This window comes from Leeuwenhoekiella sp. W20_SRS_FM14, assembly GCF_052119605.1.
Lineage (GTDB): Bacteria > Bacteroidota > Bacteroidia > Flavobacteriales > Flavobacteriaceae > Leeuwenhoekiella.
Genome location: NZ_JBGQOK010000002.1, coordinates 84,833 through 105,808 on the forward strand (window position 1 = coordinate 84,833; position 20,976 = coordinate 105,808).

General features: G+C 41.9%; 10 protein-coding genes. 4 read left to right on the forward strand and 6 right to left on the reverse strand.

Annotated features, from left to right (window positions below; genetic code table 11):
• Window positions 1-154: 154 nt before the first annotated feature.
• From ACEN25_RS04030 to ACEN25_RS04045, 4 genes are all read left to right on the forward strand, one after another.
• Window positions 155-2,893, forward strand: coding sequence for a glycosyl hydrolase (locus ACEN25_RS04030; RefSeq protein WP_441801780.1), 2,739 nt, complete (start codon window positions 155-157; stop codon window positions 2,891-2,893).
• A gap of 27 nt (window positions 2,894-2,920) precedes the next feature.
• Window positions 2,921-4,045: a glycoside hydrolase family 88/105 protein gene (locus ACEN25_RS04035; protein WP_441801781.1), complete on the forward strand. Its 1,125-nt coding sequence runs from the start codon at window positions 2,921-2,923 to the stop codon at window positions 4,043-4,045.
• Between the two features lie 44 nt (window positions 4,046-4,089).
• Window positions 4,090-5,007, forward strand: coding sequence for an alpha/beta hydrolase (locus ACEN25_RS04040; protein ID WP_441801782.1), 918 nt, complete (start codon window positions 4,090-4,092; stop codon window positions 5,005-5,007).
• Between the two features lie 236 nt (window positions 5,008-5,243).
• A complete protein-coding gene (locus ACEN25_RS04045) occupies window positions 5,244-6,182 on the forward strand; it encodes a glycoside hydrolase family 43 protein (RefSeq protein WP_441801783.1) in 939 nt (312 codons plus the stop codon).
• Between the two features lie 34 nt (window positions 6,183-6,216).
• Here ACEN25_RS04045 and ACEN25_RS04050 read toward each other — a convergent pair whose 3' ends face one another.
• Genes ACEN25_RS04050 through ACEN25_RS04075 form a run of 6 tightly spaced genes read right to left on the reverse strand, consistent with a single transcriptional unit; the run spans window position 6,217 to window position 20,795 of the window.
• Window positions 6,217-8,367, reverse strand: coding sequence for a hypothetical protein (locus ACEN25_RS04050; RefSeq protein WP_441801784.1), 2,151 nt, complete (start codon window positions 8,365-8,367; stop codon window positions 6,217-6,219).
• An 8-nt stretch (window positions 8,368-8,375) separates the two neighbouring features.
• A complete protein-coding gene (locus ACEN25_RS04055; RefSeq protein ID WP_441801785.1) occupies window positions 8,376-12,020 on the reverse strand; it encodes a DUF4450 domain-containing protein in 3,645 nt (1,214 codons plus the stop codon).
• Window positions 12,017-14,905 carry an exo-beta-1,4-galactosidase gene (locus tag ACEN25_RS04060; RefSeq protein ID WP_441801786.1) on the reverse strand — a complete coding sequence of 963 codons (2,889 nt, stop codon included), beginning with the start codon at window positions 14,903-14,905 and terminating at the stop codon, window positions 12,017-12,019. The genes ACEN25_RS04055 and ACEN25_RS04060 overlap by 4 nt, the downstream gene beginning before the upstream one ends.
• A gap of 1 nt (window position 14,906) precedes the next feature.
• Window positions 14,907-16,787: a rhamnogalacturonan lyase gene (locus ACEN25_RS04065; RefSeq protein WP_441801787.1), complete on the reverse strand. Its 1,881-nt coding sequence runs from the start codon at window positions 16,785-16,787 to the stop codon at window positions 14,907-14,909.
• Window positions 16,788-16,790: 3 nt separating this feature from the next.
• Window positions 16,791-19,307, reverse strand: a complete 2,517-nt coding sequence (locus ACEN25_RS04070) for a glycosyl hydrolase 115 family protein (RefSeq protein WP_441801788.1) — start codon at window positions 19,305-19,307, stop codon at window positions 16,791-16,793.
• Entirely contained in the window at window positions 19,308-20,795 is a 1,488-nt protein-coding gene (locus ACEN25_RS04075) for a glycoside hydrolase family 28 protein (protein ID WP_441801789.1), read from the reverse strand.
• Window positions 20,796-20,976: the final 181 nt, after the last annotated feature.

The window sequence follows — 20,976 nt, forward strand, 5'->3', positions numbered from 1 at the left end:
TGTTAATATAGTTGTGGTTGTTTCTACTATACATTAAACAGTGTGCTCAACAGGACGGCACAGGATAGCATTTGATTTATGAACTTTTATTTTTAGCATAACTTGAATACCTGTAGCACACCCTTTTATTTTAGCAATTAATTACCTTGAATTAATGACCTATATCAAGCCTAAATTTTTATTGATCCTCTCAGCTTTATTGGTTTTTTTAAGTTGTAAAACGCAAGAGCATCAAGAACCGTTAAAAAACCCGATCTGGCCTGAATTGACCAATACCATTAAGCCGTGGACGCGCTGGTGGTGGATGGGGAGTGCAGTAGATAAACCCAATCTTAAAAAACACCTCATTGCTTTTCAGGAAGCCGGTCTTGGCGGAGTGGAAATTACTCCTATATATGGTGTAAAAGGGGAAGAAGCTAATTTTCTAGATCATCTTTCTCCAAAATGGCTGGAGATGCTAGATTATACCATTTCTACAGCAGACAGTCTTGGTCTGGGAGTCGATATGGTTTTGGGAACCGGCTGGCCTTATGGTGGGCCACAGGTTACAAAAGAGTTTGCCGCAACCAAGCTGGTAGTGTCTAGCTATACGATCAAAAAAGGAGTTACTTTTACTAGCGCCGTTCATCCACCTGCTAGCGAAAAACAACCTGCGGTGTTCTCTGCTTTGTTAGCCTACGATATCGATGGAAACTTAAAAGATTTAACTACACAGGTTAGTGACGGAACCATATCATGGGAGAATCCTGATGCAGACTATACCGTGTATGCCTTATTCACCGGTAAAACAGGTCAGCAGGTAAAACGGTCTGCGCCGGGTGGTGCAGGTTATACGTTAGATCATTATTCTAACGAGGCTTTTGAGGCCTACGTAAAACCTTATGATTCTGCATTTGCGAAATTAAATGGAAATCTTCGTGCTATTTTTAATGATAGTTATGAAGTATATGGTACCGATTTTACACCTAAGTTCTTTTCTTTTTTTGAAGAACACAGAGGTTACGATCTTAAACAACATATCAACCTTTTATTGAGTGAAGAGGATGAGGAATTGGGCAATCGGGTAAAAGCAGATTATAGACTTACTATTTCTGAATTATTATTGACCCAATTTGATGAGCCGTGGACTAAATGGGCAAACACCCATAATTTTAAAACCAAATTGCAGGCACATGGTTCGCCGGGCAATTTGATCGATTTATATGCATCGGCAGATATTCCCGAGTGTGAGACTTTTGGCTCTATGCCTTATGATATAAAATGTTTTAGACGCGAAGCCGAAAATATACGTACCGGTGATGCAGATCCGGTAATGCTAAAGTTTTCATCTTCCGCAGGACATATTGCCGGGAAACCTTTAATTTCTTCAGAAACATTCACATGGTTACGCGAGCACTTTAAAACCGCACTTTCACAAACAAAACCGGAAGCAGAAGAGTTATTGCTTAATGGGGTAAATCATATCTTTTTACATGGCTCTACCTATTCACCGGAGCGTGCAGGTTGGCCGGGCTGGAAGTTTTATGCTTCGGTAAATTTTAGTCCTAATACTACGATATGGGAGGATGTACCTGCTCTATTTTCGTATTTGACCAATGTGCAATCAGTTTTACAAGAGGGTAAACCCGATAATGAGACCTTATTATACTGGCCTATTCAGGATGAGTGGAACAAATTTCAGCACGGTAAATTGTTCTTTGAGTTTAAAATTCACTCGCTAGAGGAGTGGTTGCTGGGTACACCCTTTTATAAAACCACACAGGAGCTGATGAAAAAAGGGTATGGGGTAGATTTTCTTTCAGATGATTTTCTAAAACAAGCAACAGTTGTAGATGGAAAGATTGTTCTTCCTGGCGGAACCTATAAATCGCTGGTAGTCCCGGACACTGATTTTATGCCACTGGCAACACTTCAAAAATTAATAGAATTGAAAAATCAGGGAGCTTCGGTACTATTTAGAGGCTTGCCTGAAAGTGTTCCGGGGTTTTATAAATATGTGCAGCAAACCCAAGAATTAAAATCACTTATCGAAACTAATTCTCTTTCAGCAACTGACTTAGAAACCGGTTTGCAAGCGGCTTCTGTGTATCCCGAGACTTTAGTAAACACAGGTTTAAAATTTATAAGACGAGATGTTGATGGAAGCAAGATTTATTATTTGGTAAATCATACCGCAAATGCTATTGATCACTATATTCCGCTTGCGGGAACAGTTGAGAATGTGATGATTTTAGATCCGCTTACTCGAAAGGCAGGAGCTGCACGTATCAAAAAAGCCAATGGTGTTACTAGTGTAAACGTGCAAATCGCATCTGGTGATGCTTTAATTCTAAAAACAAATACTTCAATTGCTGCAGATGACTGGGTGTATACTAATCCTATAAATTCTGGTGAAGAATTAACCAATCCCTGGAAAATTTTATTTGAAAAAGGCGGTCCGATTTTACCCGAAGCTGTCGAAATGAAAAGTCTAAAATCCTGGACGATTTTAGGTAAGGAAGCCGAGGAATTTTCAGGAACTGCCGTATACACAACTACGTTTAAAACACCAGATGTTGAAGCAGATGCGTGGCGCTTAGATTTAGGCGACGTACGGGAAAGTGCAGCAGTTTGGTTAGATGAAGTGTATATAGGTACTGCCTGGTCTGTACCCTATGTTCTTGATTTAGGTAAACTAGATTTGGGAAAACATACTTTAAAAATTAAAGTGACCAATCTTGCAGCAAACAGACTTCGTGCTAAAGAACTACGCGGTGAAGAATGGAAGATTTTTTATGAGATCAATATGGTAAATAAAGATTACAAACCTTTTGATGCTACCGTATGGGAACCTACACCTTCTGGTTTATTGAGCCCCGTAAAATTGATTCCGCTTAAAACAACAACAAACTAATTACTTGATATATTAAAGAATACTCTGATGAATAAAACAATCGCATTGCTACTTTTTGCTGTGTTTAGTATGAACTGTGCAGCTCAAAAAACAATAGACCGTAACGACATTTTAGCAAAAATGGAATTAGCCAATTCGTATTTTATGCAGAAATGGCCCGATGTAGGCAAAACTATTATTACTAATAAAGAGCGCCCCAGCCACATCTGGACACGCGGGGTTTATTATGAAGGCTTAATGGCACTTCACGAAATTTACCCTAAAGCAGCGTATTATACCTACGCGCTAGATTGGGCAAATTTTCACGAGTGGAGTTTTAGAAGTGGTAACGAGACCCGCAATGCAGATGATTATGATGCAGCACAAACCTATATCGATTTATACAATTTACAACCCGACCCCGAGAAACTAAAAAACACCCGCGCGTGTATGCAGAAGTTTCTGGTTACACCTCAAAATGGGGATTGGGACTGGATTGATGCCATACAAATGGGAATGCCTGTTTTTGCAAAAATGGGCGTTTTGGAACATGACGACCGCTATTTCGAGAAAATGTACCAGATGTATATGGAAAGCCGAAACGTGATAGGCGGGAAGGGCTTATACAATACTGAGGACGGACTCTGGTGGCGTGATGCAGATTTTGATCCGCCATATACTGAGCCTAATGGGGAAGATTCGTATTGGAGCCGCGGGAACGGTTGGGTGATTGCAGCATTAGCAAAGACACTTGCTATTATTCCAGCAGATGCTCCACACCGCGAGCAGTATATAGAAGATTTGCAAGCAATGGCAGAAGCGCTAAAAAAGGTACAGCGTCCTGATGGCTTCTGGAATGTGAGTTTACACGATCCAACGCATTTTGGAGGTAAAGAAACTTCAGGAACAGCTCTGTTTGTATACGGTATCGCATATGGGATTAACAATGATTTACTAGATAGAAAGACCTATTTACCTGTAATTACTAAAGCCTGGAATGCGATGATTTCAGATAGTTTACACGAAAATGGATTTTTAGGATGGTTACAATCTACAGGTAAAGAACCTAAAGACGGGCAGCCGCTTTCTTATGATAAGCAACCCGATTTTGAAGATTATGGTTTGGGTTGTTTTCTTTTGGCAGGTGCCGAAATGTACCGCTTAGAGTTTTAAAATGTATTTTTTACAATTAACTTTTCTTTGTTTAACTTTCCGGTATGAAAATACAAATACTAGTAATGAGCTTATTTTTAAGCAATGCTGCAATAGCCCAACAGGAAGAAGTTAAACTTTGGGATGTAGTGCCGGGAAGTATAACCAATGATTCTTTTAAAGAAGAAAAGCAATACGAAGGTGATCAAATACGAGGATATAACAAAGTTTCAGAGCCAACATTAACCATTTTCACTCCGGAAGATGGTACAAGTAACGGCACTGCAGTGGTGATTTGTCCTGGTGGTGGATACAGTCATTTAGCGATAAATAAAGAAGGCTACAAACTAGGCGCCTGGTTTGCAGAACAGGGTATTACAGGATTTGTGTTAAAAAACAGATTACCTAGTGATGCCATTATGCAGGATAAAACTATTGGTCCGCTACAAGATGTACAACGTGCGATTCGCTATGTTCGGGAAAACGCTTTAAAATTTGGTATCGACACTACAAAAGTGGGGGTAATGGGGTTTTCGGCAGGTGGACATCTTGCTGTTACCGCATCTACTTTGTATGAGGAAGCTGTATATGACAGTAAAGAAGGCGTGTCTGCAAAACCTGATTTTTCTATGCTTATTTATCCTGTAGTTAGTATGAAAAAAGGAGTAACCCATCAAGGTTCGCGAGATAATTTATTAGGTAAAAATCCCGATGAAGCGACTGTCACAAAATACTCAGGAGAAGAACAGGTAACCGCAGCTACTCCAAAGACTTTTTTAATTCACGCTACAGATGATAAAGCCGTTCCGGTAGAAAATAGTATTCATTATTACCTGGCTTTAAAGAATGCCGGTGTACCGGTCGAGATGCATATCTATGAAGATGGTGGTCACGGTTTTGGTATGGGGCGCTCAGCCACAGCAGATTCATGGCCTGCAGCGTTAAGTCTGTGGCTCAAGAAACACAGTTTAATTACAAATTAGGATTACTCATTTAAATTTGAACCGGCCTACTGAAGATCTAGCGTAAAATTTGAAGTGAAGAGGTTGTGAAATTTTAGTCTGTTTGAGCAAAACGATTTTTGATTTACCGAGAATGCTTAAAGCGAGTTTCTAAAATTTAGACTTCGAGCAATAAATTTAGCTAGAGTTTCATAAGCCTAGATTTTTTTGGTTCGTTTTTTTATCGATAAAAAAAATGAACAATAACCTTAGAAATTATGATCAAAAAAATTCTATTCGCACTTATAATTACAACTGCTTTTACTTCCTGTAAAGCTCAAGAGCCCGCTTACTTGTTTACCTATTTTAAAGGTAACGGGGAAGACGGTTTGCATTTGGCCTATAGTACCGATGCGCTAAATTGGAAATCGCTAAACAACGATGAATCTATTTTGACTCCAGAGGTGGGTGAACAAAAATTAATGCGTGATCCCGCAGTTATTTTGGGTGGAGACGGTAACTACCATATGGTCTGGACTACTGGTTGGACTGAGCGGGGTATCGGTTATGCCTCTTCAGAAGATCTGGTAAACTGGTCTGAGCAGCAATTAATACCTGTTATGCAACACGAAGAAACTGCGCGTAATTGCTGGGCTCCCGAGATCACCTACGATGCTAAAAACGACCAATATATGATTTACTGGGCGACCACCATCCCCGGTTTATTCCCGGAAACCCAATCAAAAGCAGATGATGGATACAACCACCGTATGTATTATACCTTAACTAAGGATTTTAAAGATTTTACGAAAGCTGAAGTACTATACGATCCGGGTTTTAATTCGATAGATGCGACCATACAATGGGATGGTGAGCAGTATGTGATGTTCTTAAAAGATGAAACCCGCGAACCGGCACGTAAAAATTTAAAAGTTGCATTTGCGGAAAATTTAACCGGACCGTATTCTGAAGCTAGCGAACCTATCACCGGAAAGTATTGGGCAGAAGGACCCACCGCTATACAAAAAGACGGGAAATGGATTGTTTATTTTGATAAATATACCGACCATCAATACGGCGCTGTGATGTCTGAAGACTTAAAAAACTGGACTGATATTTCAGATAAAGTTACGTTTCCTGATGGTATACGTCACGGGACTGCAATTCAGGTTTCTCCAGCATTTTTAGAACAAGTAAAAGCTGCTTTAGCCAAATAATAATTTACTATACTGTAGTCAATTGCCATTACAATTAAAAAAATGGCTCTAGACCTTCCCATTTCACATCCCAGCTTCCATCTCTAGGGAAGCCGGGATTTTTTAATTTATTTCCATCCCAACCGGCACACATGAGTGCAACAGCGGTCAATAGTCCGCCATTTCCGGGCAAATACAGCGTTAAACGTTCTTCCTGATAGTTGTGTCCGTTTTTAAGGTAGGTGTTGGTCTGTACGTCCATAAATAAGGCGTCAATTGCTTTATCGGGCATTCCCAGTCGGGCAGCAGTCATTGCAGTCATTGGGAAATCCCATCCCCAGGTATCTTCCCAGTTCCACACCTCCCAAACTTTATCAAAGGTATGTTGCATCGTTGGTTTGTCTAATAAACTCGTCTCCGGAAGCATTCCGTAAGCTCCAAGAACCGATGGGTGATCGGTTAGGAACTCAGGATTGGTATACGAATCTGTTGCGCTTTCGGTCGCCAGGTAATAGTCTTCCTGAATCGGCAACGCTGAAAGCTTATCCACTACCTTCTGCCAGTTCTTAGGCACGGTTTGGCCTAAGCGCTCTTTCCAGTTTATAGCTGTTTTTAGCGCCCAGTTCCAATAGGCGAGTTCGTAAGTTGGATTGTAAGTTTCTGTTTTTTCAAAACGTTCCTGTGCAGGGATCACCGGCGGACCTAAAACATAGCGGTCATTTTTTTCATCATAATCGGGAAAGGAAGCCATAAATTCGGCTGTTGCAAAAACACGGTCTTTATAGGTAGTTAATGTCGTTTCAGTAGTATCTGCACGGTACATCAATTCGGCAAAGGTGATAAAATGGGGTTGTTGCCAAACCAAAAATGCACCTACCGATGAGGGACCTTCATCCCCATAAGGGTCGGTCATTTTTTGCCATCTGGCGCCTGCAAAACCTTGTCTCGTTGCCAGATCTTTTGCATTTTGAAATGCCGTATTGTACCAGCCTAGACTGTTCTCCAGTAGTTCTGGTCTTCCCCAAAGTGGATAATGTACTCCGTGCCACCAGTGCATTTCCAGATGCTGTTTACCATACCAACTGTTGTAGGTCAATCCGGTTTCCTGAGGTAGCATATTCCCGCTGGTTTGCGCTTTGGTCAAATATTGCGAAAGCACCACGCGACGCTCCAATTCCGCTGCTCTGGAGTCTTTACTTCCCGAAAAATCTACAATACCACCACTTTGCCAAAATGCTTCCCAACCTGTACTGCTGCTTGCATATACGGTATTTACAGTGGGTAATTCATCAATTTTTTTATCAGAAAAGGTACAGGTAAATGCGATTTTTTCGCCTTTAGGGACTATACTAAAGTAATGCTGTTCCTTTTCTATAACTTTTGCTTCTCCTTCCCATTTCAATCCCACCGTATAGGACAACGAATCTAGCGAGCGATTGATTACCGCAGTGTTATCATAATTTGTGGTAAGTGTACTAGTATAGTGTTTAGGGTTGTTCCATTGGGTTCCATAATCAGACCACCTGGCGGTAGGTGCGGGAAAACGTATGCGTATTTTGAGTTGGCCGGTGTTGAGTAATGCAGATTCTACGCTAACTCCTAGCGCATCCTGCTCCTGACTACTGGAGGTAATTACTTTTACCGGAATGCCTTCTACTTTAAAATTACTGATTAATATTCCCGACCATAAATCCAAAGTTTGATCTACAGCTTCTATATCTTCTGGTTTTACCAGCGTTCCATCTTTTTTAGTTATATCAAAACCCAAATTTCCTAAATGCACCCGATGCGGATTGGATCTGTAATATTCAGCGGCATCTTTGGCATGTTGAGGTGATTTTACCTGTATGGCATAAGATACGTTTCGGCCATTTTGATCATAGTCTAACAGGGTTTCTTTAAAATTGAAAGCTTCGGTATTGGGGAATGCATTCCAGCCCCAGTTAGCTTGTGTTCCTAAGGGAATTCCTTTTTCGTAGAAATCGGGAAAGGTTTGTAAGCCGGTAATATCTGTTGTAAAAGCAAAATTACCGTTACCCAGTGTCAACGAAGCCAGTGTATCAATCTCGGTGAGATGTACATTGTGACGCGAGACCACAGCTTTACGGTCTATTTTATTTTCTAGAGTAGTTTCTTTTTTAACTTCCTGAGTGCAGGCTAAGGTACACCCGAGGAAAACCAGAATGAATAGCTGTTTAAAATTCATAATTTTAGTTAGCGTTGTAAAGTGAGACTCATTAAACCAATAATCACATCATTGGTAACACTTTCTATGTGTATATTTTGTAGCGTTTTTTTCGCATCCAGCGGAAGATCTAAAAGCGTTCCTGCACCACCATCAATTCCATACTGCGTAAAACCGTGAATATCTGTATAATCATCAAAGTCTCGGGTTATTTCTCCTGTTTTAAAAATGAGGCGCGGAGGTTTTGGGGCATCTGTTGTAAATGCATAGCCGTCTGTATAATAATCCTGCTCGATTGGCCACCAATTTTCGGGGTTTTTTAGACTCAGCATATCTGAAGTTCCATCGGTATAGGTTACGGTAACCCTGCCATTTTCCATTCGGGTCTGCATCGGGTTTGTAGTACCTGTCATAATGAAGTAAGCGTGGCTTGCTTTACCCGTGAGTGGTATGTTAATCGCGTCTGGATAGGTATCCCATTTTGAGGTGAAAACTACATTCTCCTCATTTGCTTGAGACCCAGTTTTAAATGGGATGTTTTGTTGACTTTTTATGGTTCCTGTACGTGCTGTTGCCTTACGTAAGCCTCTATCGTCTATAGTTATTTCTTCTGAAATATTAGGGTAGCACCAGTTGCCGATGCCGGTTGTGGGCAGTTGTAGTGTAGGTGATTCTGGTCGCGGACTCCAATACTGTTGTTTGAAAATTTGATTGACCTCTGCATTAAAATGACTCGATAAATCAATACAATCAAATCTAGGTTCCTGGTAAACAGGGATGTCCCAATTGGTAAATGCCAATTCAATTTCTGCTCCCGATGTTAAACTAAACTTCAACTTATTGGTCCCGGGAACTACTGCCGAAACGGGTAATTCCAGTTGTTTGCTGCCTGAAGAAGCAATTTTTATTTTTTGTTGGTGGTTGGAATTTAGGTGTAAAGTGCCTTCTAGAGTTTCTGTAGTATTATTTTGAAGATCAATTGTTATAGCTTCTGAAGAATAGTTGTTATTGATGATTTCTAGTTTTGGAATAACTTCAAAATTTATCGGTTGCCACCAGATCATTTCGTTTTGTTTCAGTTTTATAAATACTGTTTTATGCCCTAAACCGGAATTTATACGTGCATCAATTTTCTTTGAAGAACTATCAATCTCAGAAAGGGTCTGTTGAGGATCGTGAACTTCTAGAATTTCAGCGTTTGAAGTGTTGAGGTTTAGTGGTTCTTGAAGTGCATATTTTGTTTTTGAAATAATAGGATCTAAAGCTTGAGTTCCCCATTTCACTTCGATTTTATATTGCTTAGCCGTACCCGCGTGAATACTTATTTTAGGAGTTCCTACTGCATCGGTATCAAGAGTATAGGTTGCTTTTTTTCCGTTGACAGTAAGCTCTTCAAGCGTAGAAAAAGCGGCATTTAATTCTAATTTGAGATTTAAATCGGCGTCGAAATTATTTTCCAGCGTATAGATTTCGGTATTTTCTGTTCTTTTAAAAGACAACGAGACATCAGGTAGGTGTAAAGAAGCCTGTTCCCATTTTTGCGGAAAACCCGGTTTAATAATCAATTCATTATTGATGAAATTTGGCTTTATGCCAAAAAGACCTTCTACTAAAGCTCGTGCTGCAACACCTATAGGATCTGCAAAATCCCGATAGAGTTCGCCGCGCATAGCATCATAAAACGACAACTGCTGAAATCCGCCCGGCGAAGCACCCAGATACATACTTTCTATAAGGGCGCTTTCAAAAAGTTTAAAACCTTTTTCAGGTTGATTGCCCTGCCAGTAGGCGAGTGCCATATTGAGATTTTCAGCCAGCGCAACATTGTTTACAGACCAGGTGTAGGGTTGCCAGTTGGTCGTTGCAACCAAAGAGAGATCATCATAGGGTAAGCCTTCAGCCGCGACAGGAATAGGCGGAATTTCATGGGTTACATAATTTAAAGTTTGATACGCCTGAAAATTATCTGCAATGTCTTTATCAAGGGCGTGATACACCGTCCAGATTCCGGGAGTTTTGTGAAGCAGTTGATTGCCTAATGCATCTTTATACTCTGCAAAAACACCTTGTTCCGGAAGCCATAGTGTGTTTTGAATGGCGTTTTTAATTTTTTCGGCTTCTGCCCAATAGGGTTGTGGATTTTTTTCTAAAAGCTGAGCTAATTTTGCGGTCAATACATTAGCACGGTAATTATACGCTGATGTATACGTCACCGAACCCCCGCTGTATTGCAGGGCGTCACTTGCCCAGATGGTGGCATAGGCATCATAAAGTCCGTCATCATTTACATCAAAATTGCGTTTTTCCCATTTTAAATGCCGCTCAATTACCGGGAAGATTTCTTTTAGAAATTCAGGATCTTTATTCCATTTAAAATGCGTGAGCAGTTGGTCTATAAAAACCAGATTCATATCATAATGATGTGCGCGGTCGTTGCGATTGGGATGTCTGCTTATATAACCTTCGCTAAATAGTGCCGTACCTAAAACTTCCTTTTGTCGTGCAAAATAACGGCTGCTGTCTAAAACTACAGGGCCAGTCTCGGGTTCTAAAACCTGTGATTTTCCGTAGCTGCTAAAGTGGGTTTTAGCACGGTCGTGCCAGCCTAATAGGTTTGCGGCATACGCACCACGCCAGGCGTTGAGGTGCATCCGCCAGGCAACCGAGCCATGTAAATACGCCGGACTTTCCCAGATGGCATCTGCTGCAGTAGTGAGTGCGCCGCCCAGTGTATTCAAATAGGGATCAGGAGTTTGAAGCGTTACGCGGTTTGCCAGCATTTCTGCTTTATGTAAAGCCTCATTAAATGCTTCTTCGGTAGTACGCGTATTTTGATTGGTTTTTGAATTCGGATTTTCAATCGCCCAATAATAGGTTTTTGAAGCGTTTCTTGTAAGGCTACCGTACACCACAGGAAGCGTATCTGCAGTGGAGTTGGTTAAACGTATAGGATTTTGAATTCTTGTTGCACTTCCTAGCTTTACAATGCCTTCGGGGATTGTGCCAAGTAGTGTTTTGGTGTTTTTATTCGTTTTTTTATCCCAGTTAAAATCAAGAGTAAACTTGTTTTTAGCAAGTGTATACGCATTGTGTAAACAATATTCTGGTTGCAGGTAAAACACAGATTCGGGGTCTGCGCCAATATCACCATCTCTATGGAATTTCTTTCCGCTGGCTCCACCAAATAACCAACTTATATCAACCGTTTCGGGCAGATTGGTTTCCGTTACTTTAAGTAAAAAACCTTCGTGGGTCGCCGAAGCAACTACGGTAAGTTGTAAACTTCCGGAACCTAAAATCTCATCCCGCAGGGTGTATTCCATAATACCCGGCGTATAGCGGGTTTCAATACTGTCTGCTTCTGTGATCCATTTGGAGGTTTTTCCATTAGCAATGCCCAGTTTAAAGTTGCCTCCCATTCCCGGCATATACAATGCAAACTCGGGTAAGTCGCCGGTTTCTACTCTAAAACCGGAATTGGTACCGTATAAGGCGCGGTTAAATTTTCGGGTACCGTTTACTAAAACAAAACTTTTACCGTCCGGCTTATAGTGAAGTTCTCTTTTTTGATTGTGCCAAAGCGCTTTTTTCTGTGCGATTACAGGCGTAAAAACTACACCTGCTAAAATCAGAAGTAACGAAAAACCAGCAATTATTTGGAATGAACTTCTCATTCACCCTCATTTTTAGGTTTTAGTTCGTCGGGACTGTCGTTTGTATATTTATTGAATTGTTGCTTGGATGGAATTTTAAATAAATCCTGAATCAGCGCAATATCGAGTTCGTTTTTTGGGTTAAATTCTGCCGAAGCCATATACTTCTGCAAACTGTAATACAATTGGTGGGCTGCCGCATCTTTCTCAGGATCGTTAAGATCAACACTCACAACCATGAGTTTCCCGTTGCCCACTTTGGCCTCAAAAGCCATCGCAAGTCTGCGGTTCATAAACCAGGTGTCTATAGGCTGAATTAACGGCCTAAAGTCTGCCGGAAAGTCTTCCAAATGCATTACTTGCTGTTTGTTTACAATGCTGTACCACTGTAAATCACTGTGATATTCGGTGGGAAATTCGTTAAACAACGGGTGCTCCGGATCGATCAAAATTCCGGTAGTATGCGGTGGGCGCATCTGAAACCACGAGGTGTTCCAAAACACCGGGATAAAGGTTTGTACTACTTCGGCACCTTTGACGATGCGTCCTGCAGCATTTAATAAAACTGTACCGCCAGACTTAAGGGTTTTTAGCGCTTGTTCGTCAAGCGAAGTACACTCATAAACTTGCGTGGTTACGGCAGGTAATTCTTTGGGATATACCCAAAAATCCCAATGATTCTTAAATTCGGTGTTTTCAACCAAAATGGTAAATGTCAATTTTTGCGGAGTTTCGAATTCGCTAAGCGGAACTGCTACTTCTCCTAAAGTAGATAATCCAAAACCAATTTCAGGAGTATCAAAACTACCAGAAGCTACACTAGTTCCTGCGTTATTAGTGATCTGCCAGTTTTGATTTTGCTTTAAAGGTGTCTTCCCAAAATGGGAAATAAGCGCAGTAGCGGTAAACGATTCGTCATTAGTATAAACAAACTTTGGAATCTCAGCCAGCGGCACCGTACTGTTTGCAAATTCACGGAATGCAGATGCATCTGTATAGGGTTTTGAATCCCAAAAGGCATCCAAAACACCTACAAGCGCAGTCCCCTGACCCGAATAATCACTTAGCGAAAGAATTTGATAGCCGGCATAATTGGGCGTACGCAACGCCTTCTCTATGTCATACTTATAACACAAGGCCTGCAACTTCCCGGAAGCCATAAAAAAATCATCTGCCTGATCAAGCATATGATGATCTTTAAGATCTTCTTCAAAAAGTTCGAAGTTCTTAGCCTTATTTGGTCCGGTATATTTTTTAGTTTCTTTAAAATTTGGAAAAACACAATATTGCCCCAGTTCGTGCGACACAAACGGCACCTCAAATTGTGCTATAGCTTCGGTAAAATTATTGAGCGTTTGCGGGGTTTCATTTTTCCAATCCAGTCCGCGGGCACCACCACGCACCATAAATTCGTTATTGGGCACTACCGGCCAGCTGCCACCTACCGATGCACCTGTGTACAAACGACGGTTGTCTTTTTGTTTCCAATAGTCATTAAAAGCACTCAGGTATTCTACCTGTCGTCCTGTGGGTTCGTTACCATAAGCCAGCATCACATAGGAGGCGTAGTTGCCGTAATGGGTTTCCATACGGTTTGTTTCTTCATAAATATAGGTGTCTATAGGTCTGCCTAGTCCTAAAGCACTGCCATGATTTGCCCAGCTTGGGCCTTCGGGTTGTAAGTAGATACCCAATAAATCTGCGGCTTTAAAAGCAGCTTCGGGTGGACACCAGGAATGATACCGTACGTGATTGAGACCGTGATCTTTTATAGCTCTAAACACTTTCTTCCAGGAGTCCACATCCATTGGGGGATGTCCTGTAAGTGGGTAGATCGCATTGTCTAGCGTTCCTCTTAAAAATACAGGTCGGTCATTTATGAGAAACGAAGTGGCTTGTGTTTTAAAATCCCGAATCCCGAATTGCAAGGTTTTATGATCAACGCCTTTAGAAGAAGTCAAAGTGACTTTAGCACGGTATAAAGCCGGATCAAACTCATCCCATAGCGCAATTGTTTCTCCTAATGGAACCGTTGCAACCAGCGTATCCTGAATTGCGTTAATTTTAAATGAAGTGGAGTAGGGGCTTATTTTTTGAGGAGCAGCCGTATTGAATGTTTCCAACTCAAAATCTAAGGTTACTTTTTTAGACTGTTGCTTTAATTGAGCAACAGCAACTTTAAAACGAACTTCCTTTTCAGCCCGGTTGGGATAGGCCTGTATATTTTCAATATAAATTTCGGGGGTGGCGACTAATTTTAGTTTTCCTATAATTCCATTCCAGTTGCCCTGTGTATGGTCGGTAATACTATGGGAATCGGGTCCTACATTAATTTCTTTAACACGGTTATCGACGCGAATGCTCAGCGTATGTGTGCCCGGAGATAAGTAGCTGCTTAAGTCGTATTGATGGGGAGCCACCATAGAATTTTGTATTCCTATTTTTTGACTGTCGAGATATACCAGTGTTTCGGTATGCGGGCGTTCCAGATAGAGGTAAATGTGCTTATTACCCCAATCCTTCGGGATGGTTATTTCTTTCTGGTACCAGGCTGCACCTACGTATTCTTTTTCGGGCGTAAGCCAAAATGGGAATTTTACATCCCCCGGCTGACGGTACTTTTCAAACCGCGGATTAAAGTAAAACGAACTGTCGTAAATACTACCCGTCCATTGTGTTTTTATGGTAACCTCGTTGCCTTTGTTATTGGTAAGCATCGACCCCGGAAGTATGATGTTGTCTTTTAATTTTCGGGCAAACCATGCTGCAGTAGTTCCCTGGTCTTGAGCATCTATTTCAAAACGCCAAGTCCCCTCTAAATGTAGTGTATCACTTTTTTGGGCGTGTATTGGCTGTAATCCTAAAAAGCTTACGAGTAAAATAAATAAAGTACAAAAGTGACGCATATTAGTTAGAATTTAATTGATTAGGAACCAATTTGATATCGGGTTTTGGGGCTTTTTGCATCCCATAACCCATATAAAAGCCTACGTGTGGCGGCTGGTTGTAGCCTATGTTTTGCCAGGCAATACTCAAGCGGTACTGCGGATCGTGCATTAAGGTATATACGCGTGTAGTAGTAGGAATAGGTGTTGTATAAATACGGAGTTCGCTACCGTCATCACTGGGGAGCATCAGCTCTTCACGCCAGTCGCCCAGAATATCTGCCGAAAGACTGGGAGTAGACTTTGATCCGTTTACCGAATGTGCGCCATCGGCTTTAAAAATTCGGCCTTTGCCATATTTCTCAATATAATTGCTGTTTAAGAGTTCGCGAGTCGTATCGCCATCCCACCAAATTAAAAAGTTGGCAACCCGTGGCGCTCTGCCTATGGGATTGCCTTTGCTATCGTGTAGATTGCGATTGCCAGACCACCACATTTGTGCTCCTATGCGAGTGGTATCAATATTTGCGGCTACGCCACGACCCACATCTTCATCAGGTTGTGCTTCAAATAATACATTACCGTCTTTTGCGGAAAACAAAACCACTCCAGGTCCTTTGGTACCTTCCTCAATTTCGTGAACACCAAAACGTTCCAGACCCGGTATTTCAGGATCAAGGTCGCTTACGTGAATGGCATCACCGTGTCTAAAGCCTGTAGTGTATAAACCGGTGCCGTCATCATCTACGGTCATCGCACCAAAAATAATTTCATCTTTCCCATCCTCATCAACATCAGCTACAGAAAGGTTGTGGTTACCCATCCCTGAATAGGGATTCTTTCCGTTTTCCGAATCAAAGGTCCATCGGGATTGTAACTGGTTATTTTTAAAATCAAAGGCTGCCAGAACGATGCGCCCATAATAGCCGCGGCCCATCACAATACTGGGATGAATGCCGTCAAGGTAAGCAACACAGGCGGTAAAGCGATCTACCCGATTGCCGGTGTTGTCGTTTTTACCATTACCACCGGTTCCGCCCCAGGCGCCAATATTCCCGCGTTCAGGAATGTAAGCGGTAGTGGCAACCGCTATACCGATTTCGCCATTAAAAACGGTAAGATATTCGGGGCCTTTTAAAATTTTACCAAAGGTTCTGGAGTGCTCATCGGTATCCCGCCAGTCGGCTTTAGGGTCACCAATTACGGTTCCCAATGCATCTGTGGTGCCGTCTGCGGTTTTGCAAACCATTTCGGCTTTACCATCCCCATCAAAATCATAAACCAGAAACTGCGTATAATGCGCACCTTCGCGAATGTTTTTTCCCAGACTGAGTTGCCAAAGCAATGTTCCATCTAATTCGTAAGCCTGAAAAATAGGAGGGTCGGTCAACCCTCGATGGGAGTTGTCGTGACCTTTGCCGGTCATATGCACAATGAGCTCATACTGCCCGTCGCCGTCTAAATCTCCCACAGCGGCATCGTTTGCGCTATAGCCTTCAATTTGAGTAAGCGGTAAGGATAAATAGGGTTTTACAGCTGCATTAGCCGGTATCGTGAATTTACCGGGTTCTTCGGTTTCTGTGTTCTGTAAAACCGACTTTACAAACCAGGTATTATTGAGGGCTAAATCTGCTGTTTTATCTATAAAAAACGTGCTATTTAAAATCGGATCTGTATTGAGTTTTACCGCAGGTTGTTCTCCGGTTTTTCGGTAGATATTAAAACAAAGTTCGTCGGGGTCAGTTCCTAGAAATCGCCAACTAACGATGACTTCTCGATTTTCCTGAGCGAGGGCAACCACACCACGATCCAGATGTTCCATCTGTCGCTGTGCGTAACCCGCAACGCCAATTACGCAGAAAATTAAAAAAAGATAATGCTTAATTGGACGGGATAGATTCATAGGTTAGTCGGTTAGGGGTAAGGTGTAGGGAAGTACTGTGCCATTCTCGGCCAAAATAAAATAATCGGGCAATACACCGGGGTCAAGGCGGTAGATTTTAATCGTATGTGTACCGGCTTTGAGCGCACCTAAATTCATTGATTTTCGGGCTTGATTGCGCAATACATTTTGTTTCCATTCTTCACTTCTGCCATAGGTTTCAAAATCTAAAATTTCGACAGTATTATCGTTTAGTTGTATTCCTATTTTTAAGTTTTGGTTACCGGTTATGGGATGATTGGGTAGTGCAGTAAGGGTAAAATCGGCGTTTTTTAAATCTTCTAACAGCTCAATCTCATAGCTTAAAACCGGAGTGGTGGCTGCTAGCTCTTTAATTGTTGTGGCGTCTGAAGCGGCTAATTGTAAGATTTGCCCGGTATAACCTAATCCGTTTAATTGCTGCGGAAAACCTGCTTCAAAGTTTGTAGCACGCGTATAGTCTGCTGCGTTGTGCACCAAAGCAAGTTTAGGTGCTTCGGTACTTTTTGACTCGTCGTCTAAAATTTTGGGTAGCTCAAATACCGGAAGTCTGCGCGGTGCAGGATCCATGATACCGTTCCATTTTCCGTTTGCGAGGCTGTTGTAGGTGCTGGTTAATTGCGCTATCTCCTCCTGATTTGCGCGTATTGCGTTTTTATATTCCTCAGCTTTTTGACGATCGGTTTTACTATACTGCGTTGCTAAATCCCGATATAAATACTTCTTGTTCATCGCACTTGATCCAAGCACGGGATAAACTACCAACTGATACCAGGCATCGGTACGGTGTTTCGGAATTTCGTTTTGGGTGGTGTACACCTTTTTAGAAAGCGCCTCATAAGCTGCTATACGCTTTGTATTTTCATCATTTTCGGGACTTAATGAAAATCCCGTAAGATGCGTAGCGCGTGTAGGTTCTGTTTGACTCCATCCCATAAATTCGGGTTTGCGTAGCCAGGCGAGATCATAATACGTATGCCGTATATCGCTAATTTCAGAAGCCAGATTTTCACCAAAAATGCTTCCGTAGAACTGCTGCATATGGGTTAGATAGTTTTCAGGTTTTCTAAATCTTTCCGGCTCAAATGCCAAATCCATAAAAAACTGCGTATTGTATTCTGCAGGCTTAATATCTCCCACATTAAGAATCCATATTTTATCTGCTCCTGTGTCGTAGGCTTTCAGTAATTCTTCGCGTATTAATGCAGGATGCGTGGTACTCAACCACAAATAATCGTGCGGTCTGCCCCAATACGAAGCGTGGTAATACACCCCGCTACCGCCACTGCGTTTGCGCTCTTCGGCGTTGCTTAATTGTCTAATATATCCGTAATTATCATCGGTCCACATCAGGGTGATATCTTCGGGTAAATCGAGGCCGTATTCATACAAATCAAGTACCTCTTTGTAAACGGTAAACACCTGCGGTACCTGTTTAGGATCTCCTATGTGTTTTTGCAATAAACCCCGCTGATCTTTAATAACGTCATTTAAAATTGCTGCTGCATCTGCCGTGTTTTTAGCACCTTCCATTCCGCTGTCGTGAACGCCACGCATCCCAATGGTGTAAATTCCGTTTACATTTTTAGCTTCAGCAACACGCTCTTCCCAATAATTGAGAACGCCTTTTTTATTGCTGAAGTAATTAAAATCACCCATCGTATCGTGATCCCATTCATCTACATTATTACGCAACATCGGTTCTGCGTGCGACGAACCTAAAACAATCTCATAATCTTCAGCTACTTTGGCATTTCCCGGATAGTGAAAAAACGCTTTGGTACTGGGATGCATTGCCGGCCAGATGGTGTTTGCACGCAGGCGTAGGAGCAATTCAAACACTTTTGCGTAGGTTTTGGGTCCTATATCGCCGGTTTCGGGTTCAAAGGTTTTTGCTGCCCAGGGCTGTAAACCCCAGTCTTCATCATTTATAAAAATGCCGCGGAATTGAACCGCCGGACTTACCGATTGAACATCATCAATCGCCAATACCAAATTTTCTTTTGGGGTAGGTGTGACATCTGCCCACCAGTACCAGGGAGAAACGCCTATTTTTTGAGAGATTGAAAACACACCATAAGCCGTTCCGCGGGGATCTGCTCCCGAAATCACCAGAGCTTTTTGAATACTACCAGTAGGATTGTGTACCAGTGTATGCGTGTAGGTTTCCCAGGCATTTGCTGCCGGAAGTTTATTTTGATTGTTGACTAAGGCTTTAATCAATTGCGAATCGCGGTTACCTATCGCAATTACATTTCCTGAAACTTCTGCAATACGCGTAACGACCTGAGGCTTAAAGCCGGTAACCTGCTCGATATCCTGAGCGAGCAAATATGCCGAAATAGAATCGAGCGCAGGACCGTTTGCATCGTAAATAATCGCAGTCTTTGTGTCTGCGGTTACGAGTTCAAAATGGCTATTATTGTTATTTCCATTGTTTGTGCTACCGCAGCCGAGTAGTGCAACCGTTACAAGCGAAAGAAATAGCAGTGAAATTCTCATTTAGTTGATTTTCGGGGAAGAAGTATAAAGCGAATCTGAAAAGACAACCCCGGGTGAATTTTCAATTTTTAAGGTCGAACCGTTTTTGATACTCAGGCTTACATTTTCAATAGTCCAGTTGGTACTGTGGGTGATTTGACCGGCTTCTTCCGCCTGAATGTGTACGTCTTTTAAAGTGATGTTTTCAACCAGAGATTGCTCCATCCCGTTGACGTTGATCGCGCGCTGCGCCCCTTTTACATCAATGTTATACAAGGTGATGTCTTTAAAGGTAGGGATGCCTTTTTCGGGAGGATCTACTTCCATTAATAAGGTTTTCCAGCGTTGTGGTATGCTTTCTTCATCGTAACCTTCGGGCAACTTGGAGTAGGAGTACGACGGATTCCAGTTCATCGAAACTTCCATAAACGTACGTACACTATCCATTTGAATGTTTTGCATATACACATCTTCTACGGTACCGCCACGATTAGTAGCCGATTTAATATTGAGTCCGTTTTTGGTTCCCAGACCTTTAATATTCGAAACAAAAACGTGTTTAATATCGCCGCTGGTTTCACTACCTATGGTAAATAATCCTGATCCTGCCAGAGCGATACAATCGCGTATCACCACATATTCTGTAGGGCGATCTACCCGAAGACCGTCCCAGTCGCGACCGGCTTTTAAACAAAAATTATCGTCGTTACAGTCGATGTCGCAGTTTTGAACCAGAATATATCTCGAGGAATCAATGTCAATCCCGTCTGTACTGGGACCGTGACCGCCTATATTGTTTCTAATGGTTAAGCCATCTACCGTGATGTGGTTAGAATACAACACCTGTACCGTCCAGAATCCTGCACGCTGAATGTTGAGGTCTTCTATAAATACATTTTCTGAATTTTGCACCAGGAGCGTACGTGGACGTTTAGCGTCGTAATCTACAATCCAGCGCAGGCCTTTGGGTTCGTATTCTTTCCGCAGGTTCCAGTAATAATCCCAAAACACTTTTCCCTGCCCATCAACAAGCCCATTGCCGTTTATGGTCACATTGGTCTCATCTAACACATTGATTAACGCCGCAGGCCATTTCATTTCAATACCGGCAATACGCGTATCAATCTCGGGGTAGTCTTTAATGTCTTCACTCCCTAAAAGCTCAACCCCTTCAGGAATGGTAAATTGTATGTTTTTTTTGATGAAAATAGAGCCGCTTAAATATTTTCCCGGTTTAAAGGTTACCGTACCGCCGCCGTTTGCGGCAGCTGCGTCAATAGCTTGTTGGATTGCAGTTGTGGTTAACGCGCTCCCGTCTGCAATAGCATTGTAGTCGTTAACGTAAAAGATTTGCTCTTTAAAGGTATTGGGTTTTGCGCCTACTTCATTTAACCATTCGGGCTCAAAGGTTGCAGATTTTGCTGCTGCCAGATCGGGTGGTGCGGTGTTATTTTTGCAGCTGCTTAGACTGCATACAGCGAGAATAAAAAGAATAGAAAGCGGTCTCATAATTGTTTATCCAATTGAATAAACAAGTTCCTTTTTTTTTAAGAAACTAGCATCCTGTTCTTACCTGTTGGCTAGTTTTGTTTTAAAGTGTCGATGGGAGGAGGTATTCTTTATCTAAACCAGGATTAATAATAATGTGTTTTAGTGTTTACAAGGTTTTTTTGCTTACGGCCATTAACGC

Excerpts from the sequence above, each read along its gene's own strand:
- ACEN25_RS04030 (WP_441801780.1), top strand. The coding sequence starts at position 155 with ATGACCTATATCAAGCCTAAATTTTTATTGATCCTCTCAGCTTTATTG.
- ACEN25_RS04035 (WP_441801781.1), top strand. The coding sequence starts at position 2,921 with ATGAATAAAACAATCGCATTGCTACTTTTTGCTGTGTTTAGTATGAAC.
- ACEN25_RS04040 (WP_441801782.1), top strand. The coding sequence starts at position 4,090 with ATGAAAATACAAATACTAGTAATGAGCTTATTTTTAAGCAATGCTGCA.
- ACEN25_RS04045 (WP_441801783.1), top strand. The coding sequence starts at position 5,244 with ATGATCAAAAAAATTCTATTCGCACTTATAATTACAACTGCTTTTACT.
- ACEN25_RS04050 (WP_441801784.1), bottom strand. The coding sequence starts at position 8,367 with ATGAATTTTAAACAGCTATTCATTCTGGTTTTCCTCGGGTGTACCTTA.
- ACEN25_RS04055 (WP_441801785.1), bottom strand. The coding sequence starts at position 12,020 with ATGAGAAGTTCATTCCAAATAATTGCTGGTTTTTCGTTACTTCTGATT.
- ACEN25_RS04060 (WP_441801786.1), bottom strand. The coding sequence starts at position 14,905 with ATGCGTCACTTTTGTACTTTATTTATTTTACTCGTAAGCTTTTTAGGA.
- ACEN25_RS04065 (WP_441801787.1), bottom strand. The coding sequence starts at position 16,787 with ATGAATCTATCCCGTCCAATTAAGCATTATCTTTTTTTAATTTTCTGC.
- ACEN25_RS04070 (WP_441801788.1), bottom strand. The coding sequence starts at position 19,307 with ATGAGAATTTCACTGCTATTTCTTTCGCTTGTAACGGTTGCACTACTC.
- ACEN25_RS04075 (WP_441801789.1), bottom strand. The coding sequence starts at position 20,795 with ATGAGACCGCTTTCTATTCTTTTTATTCTCGCTGTATGCAGTCTAAGC.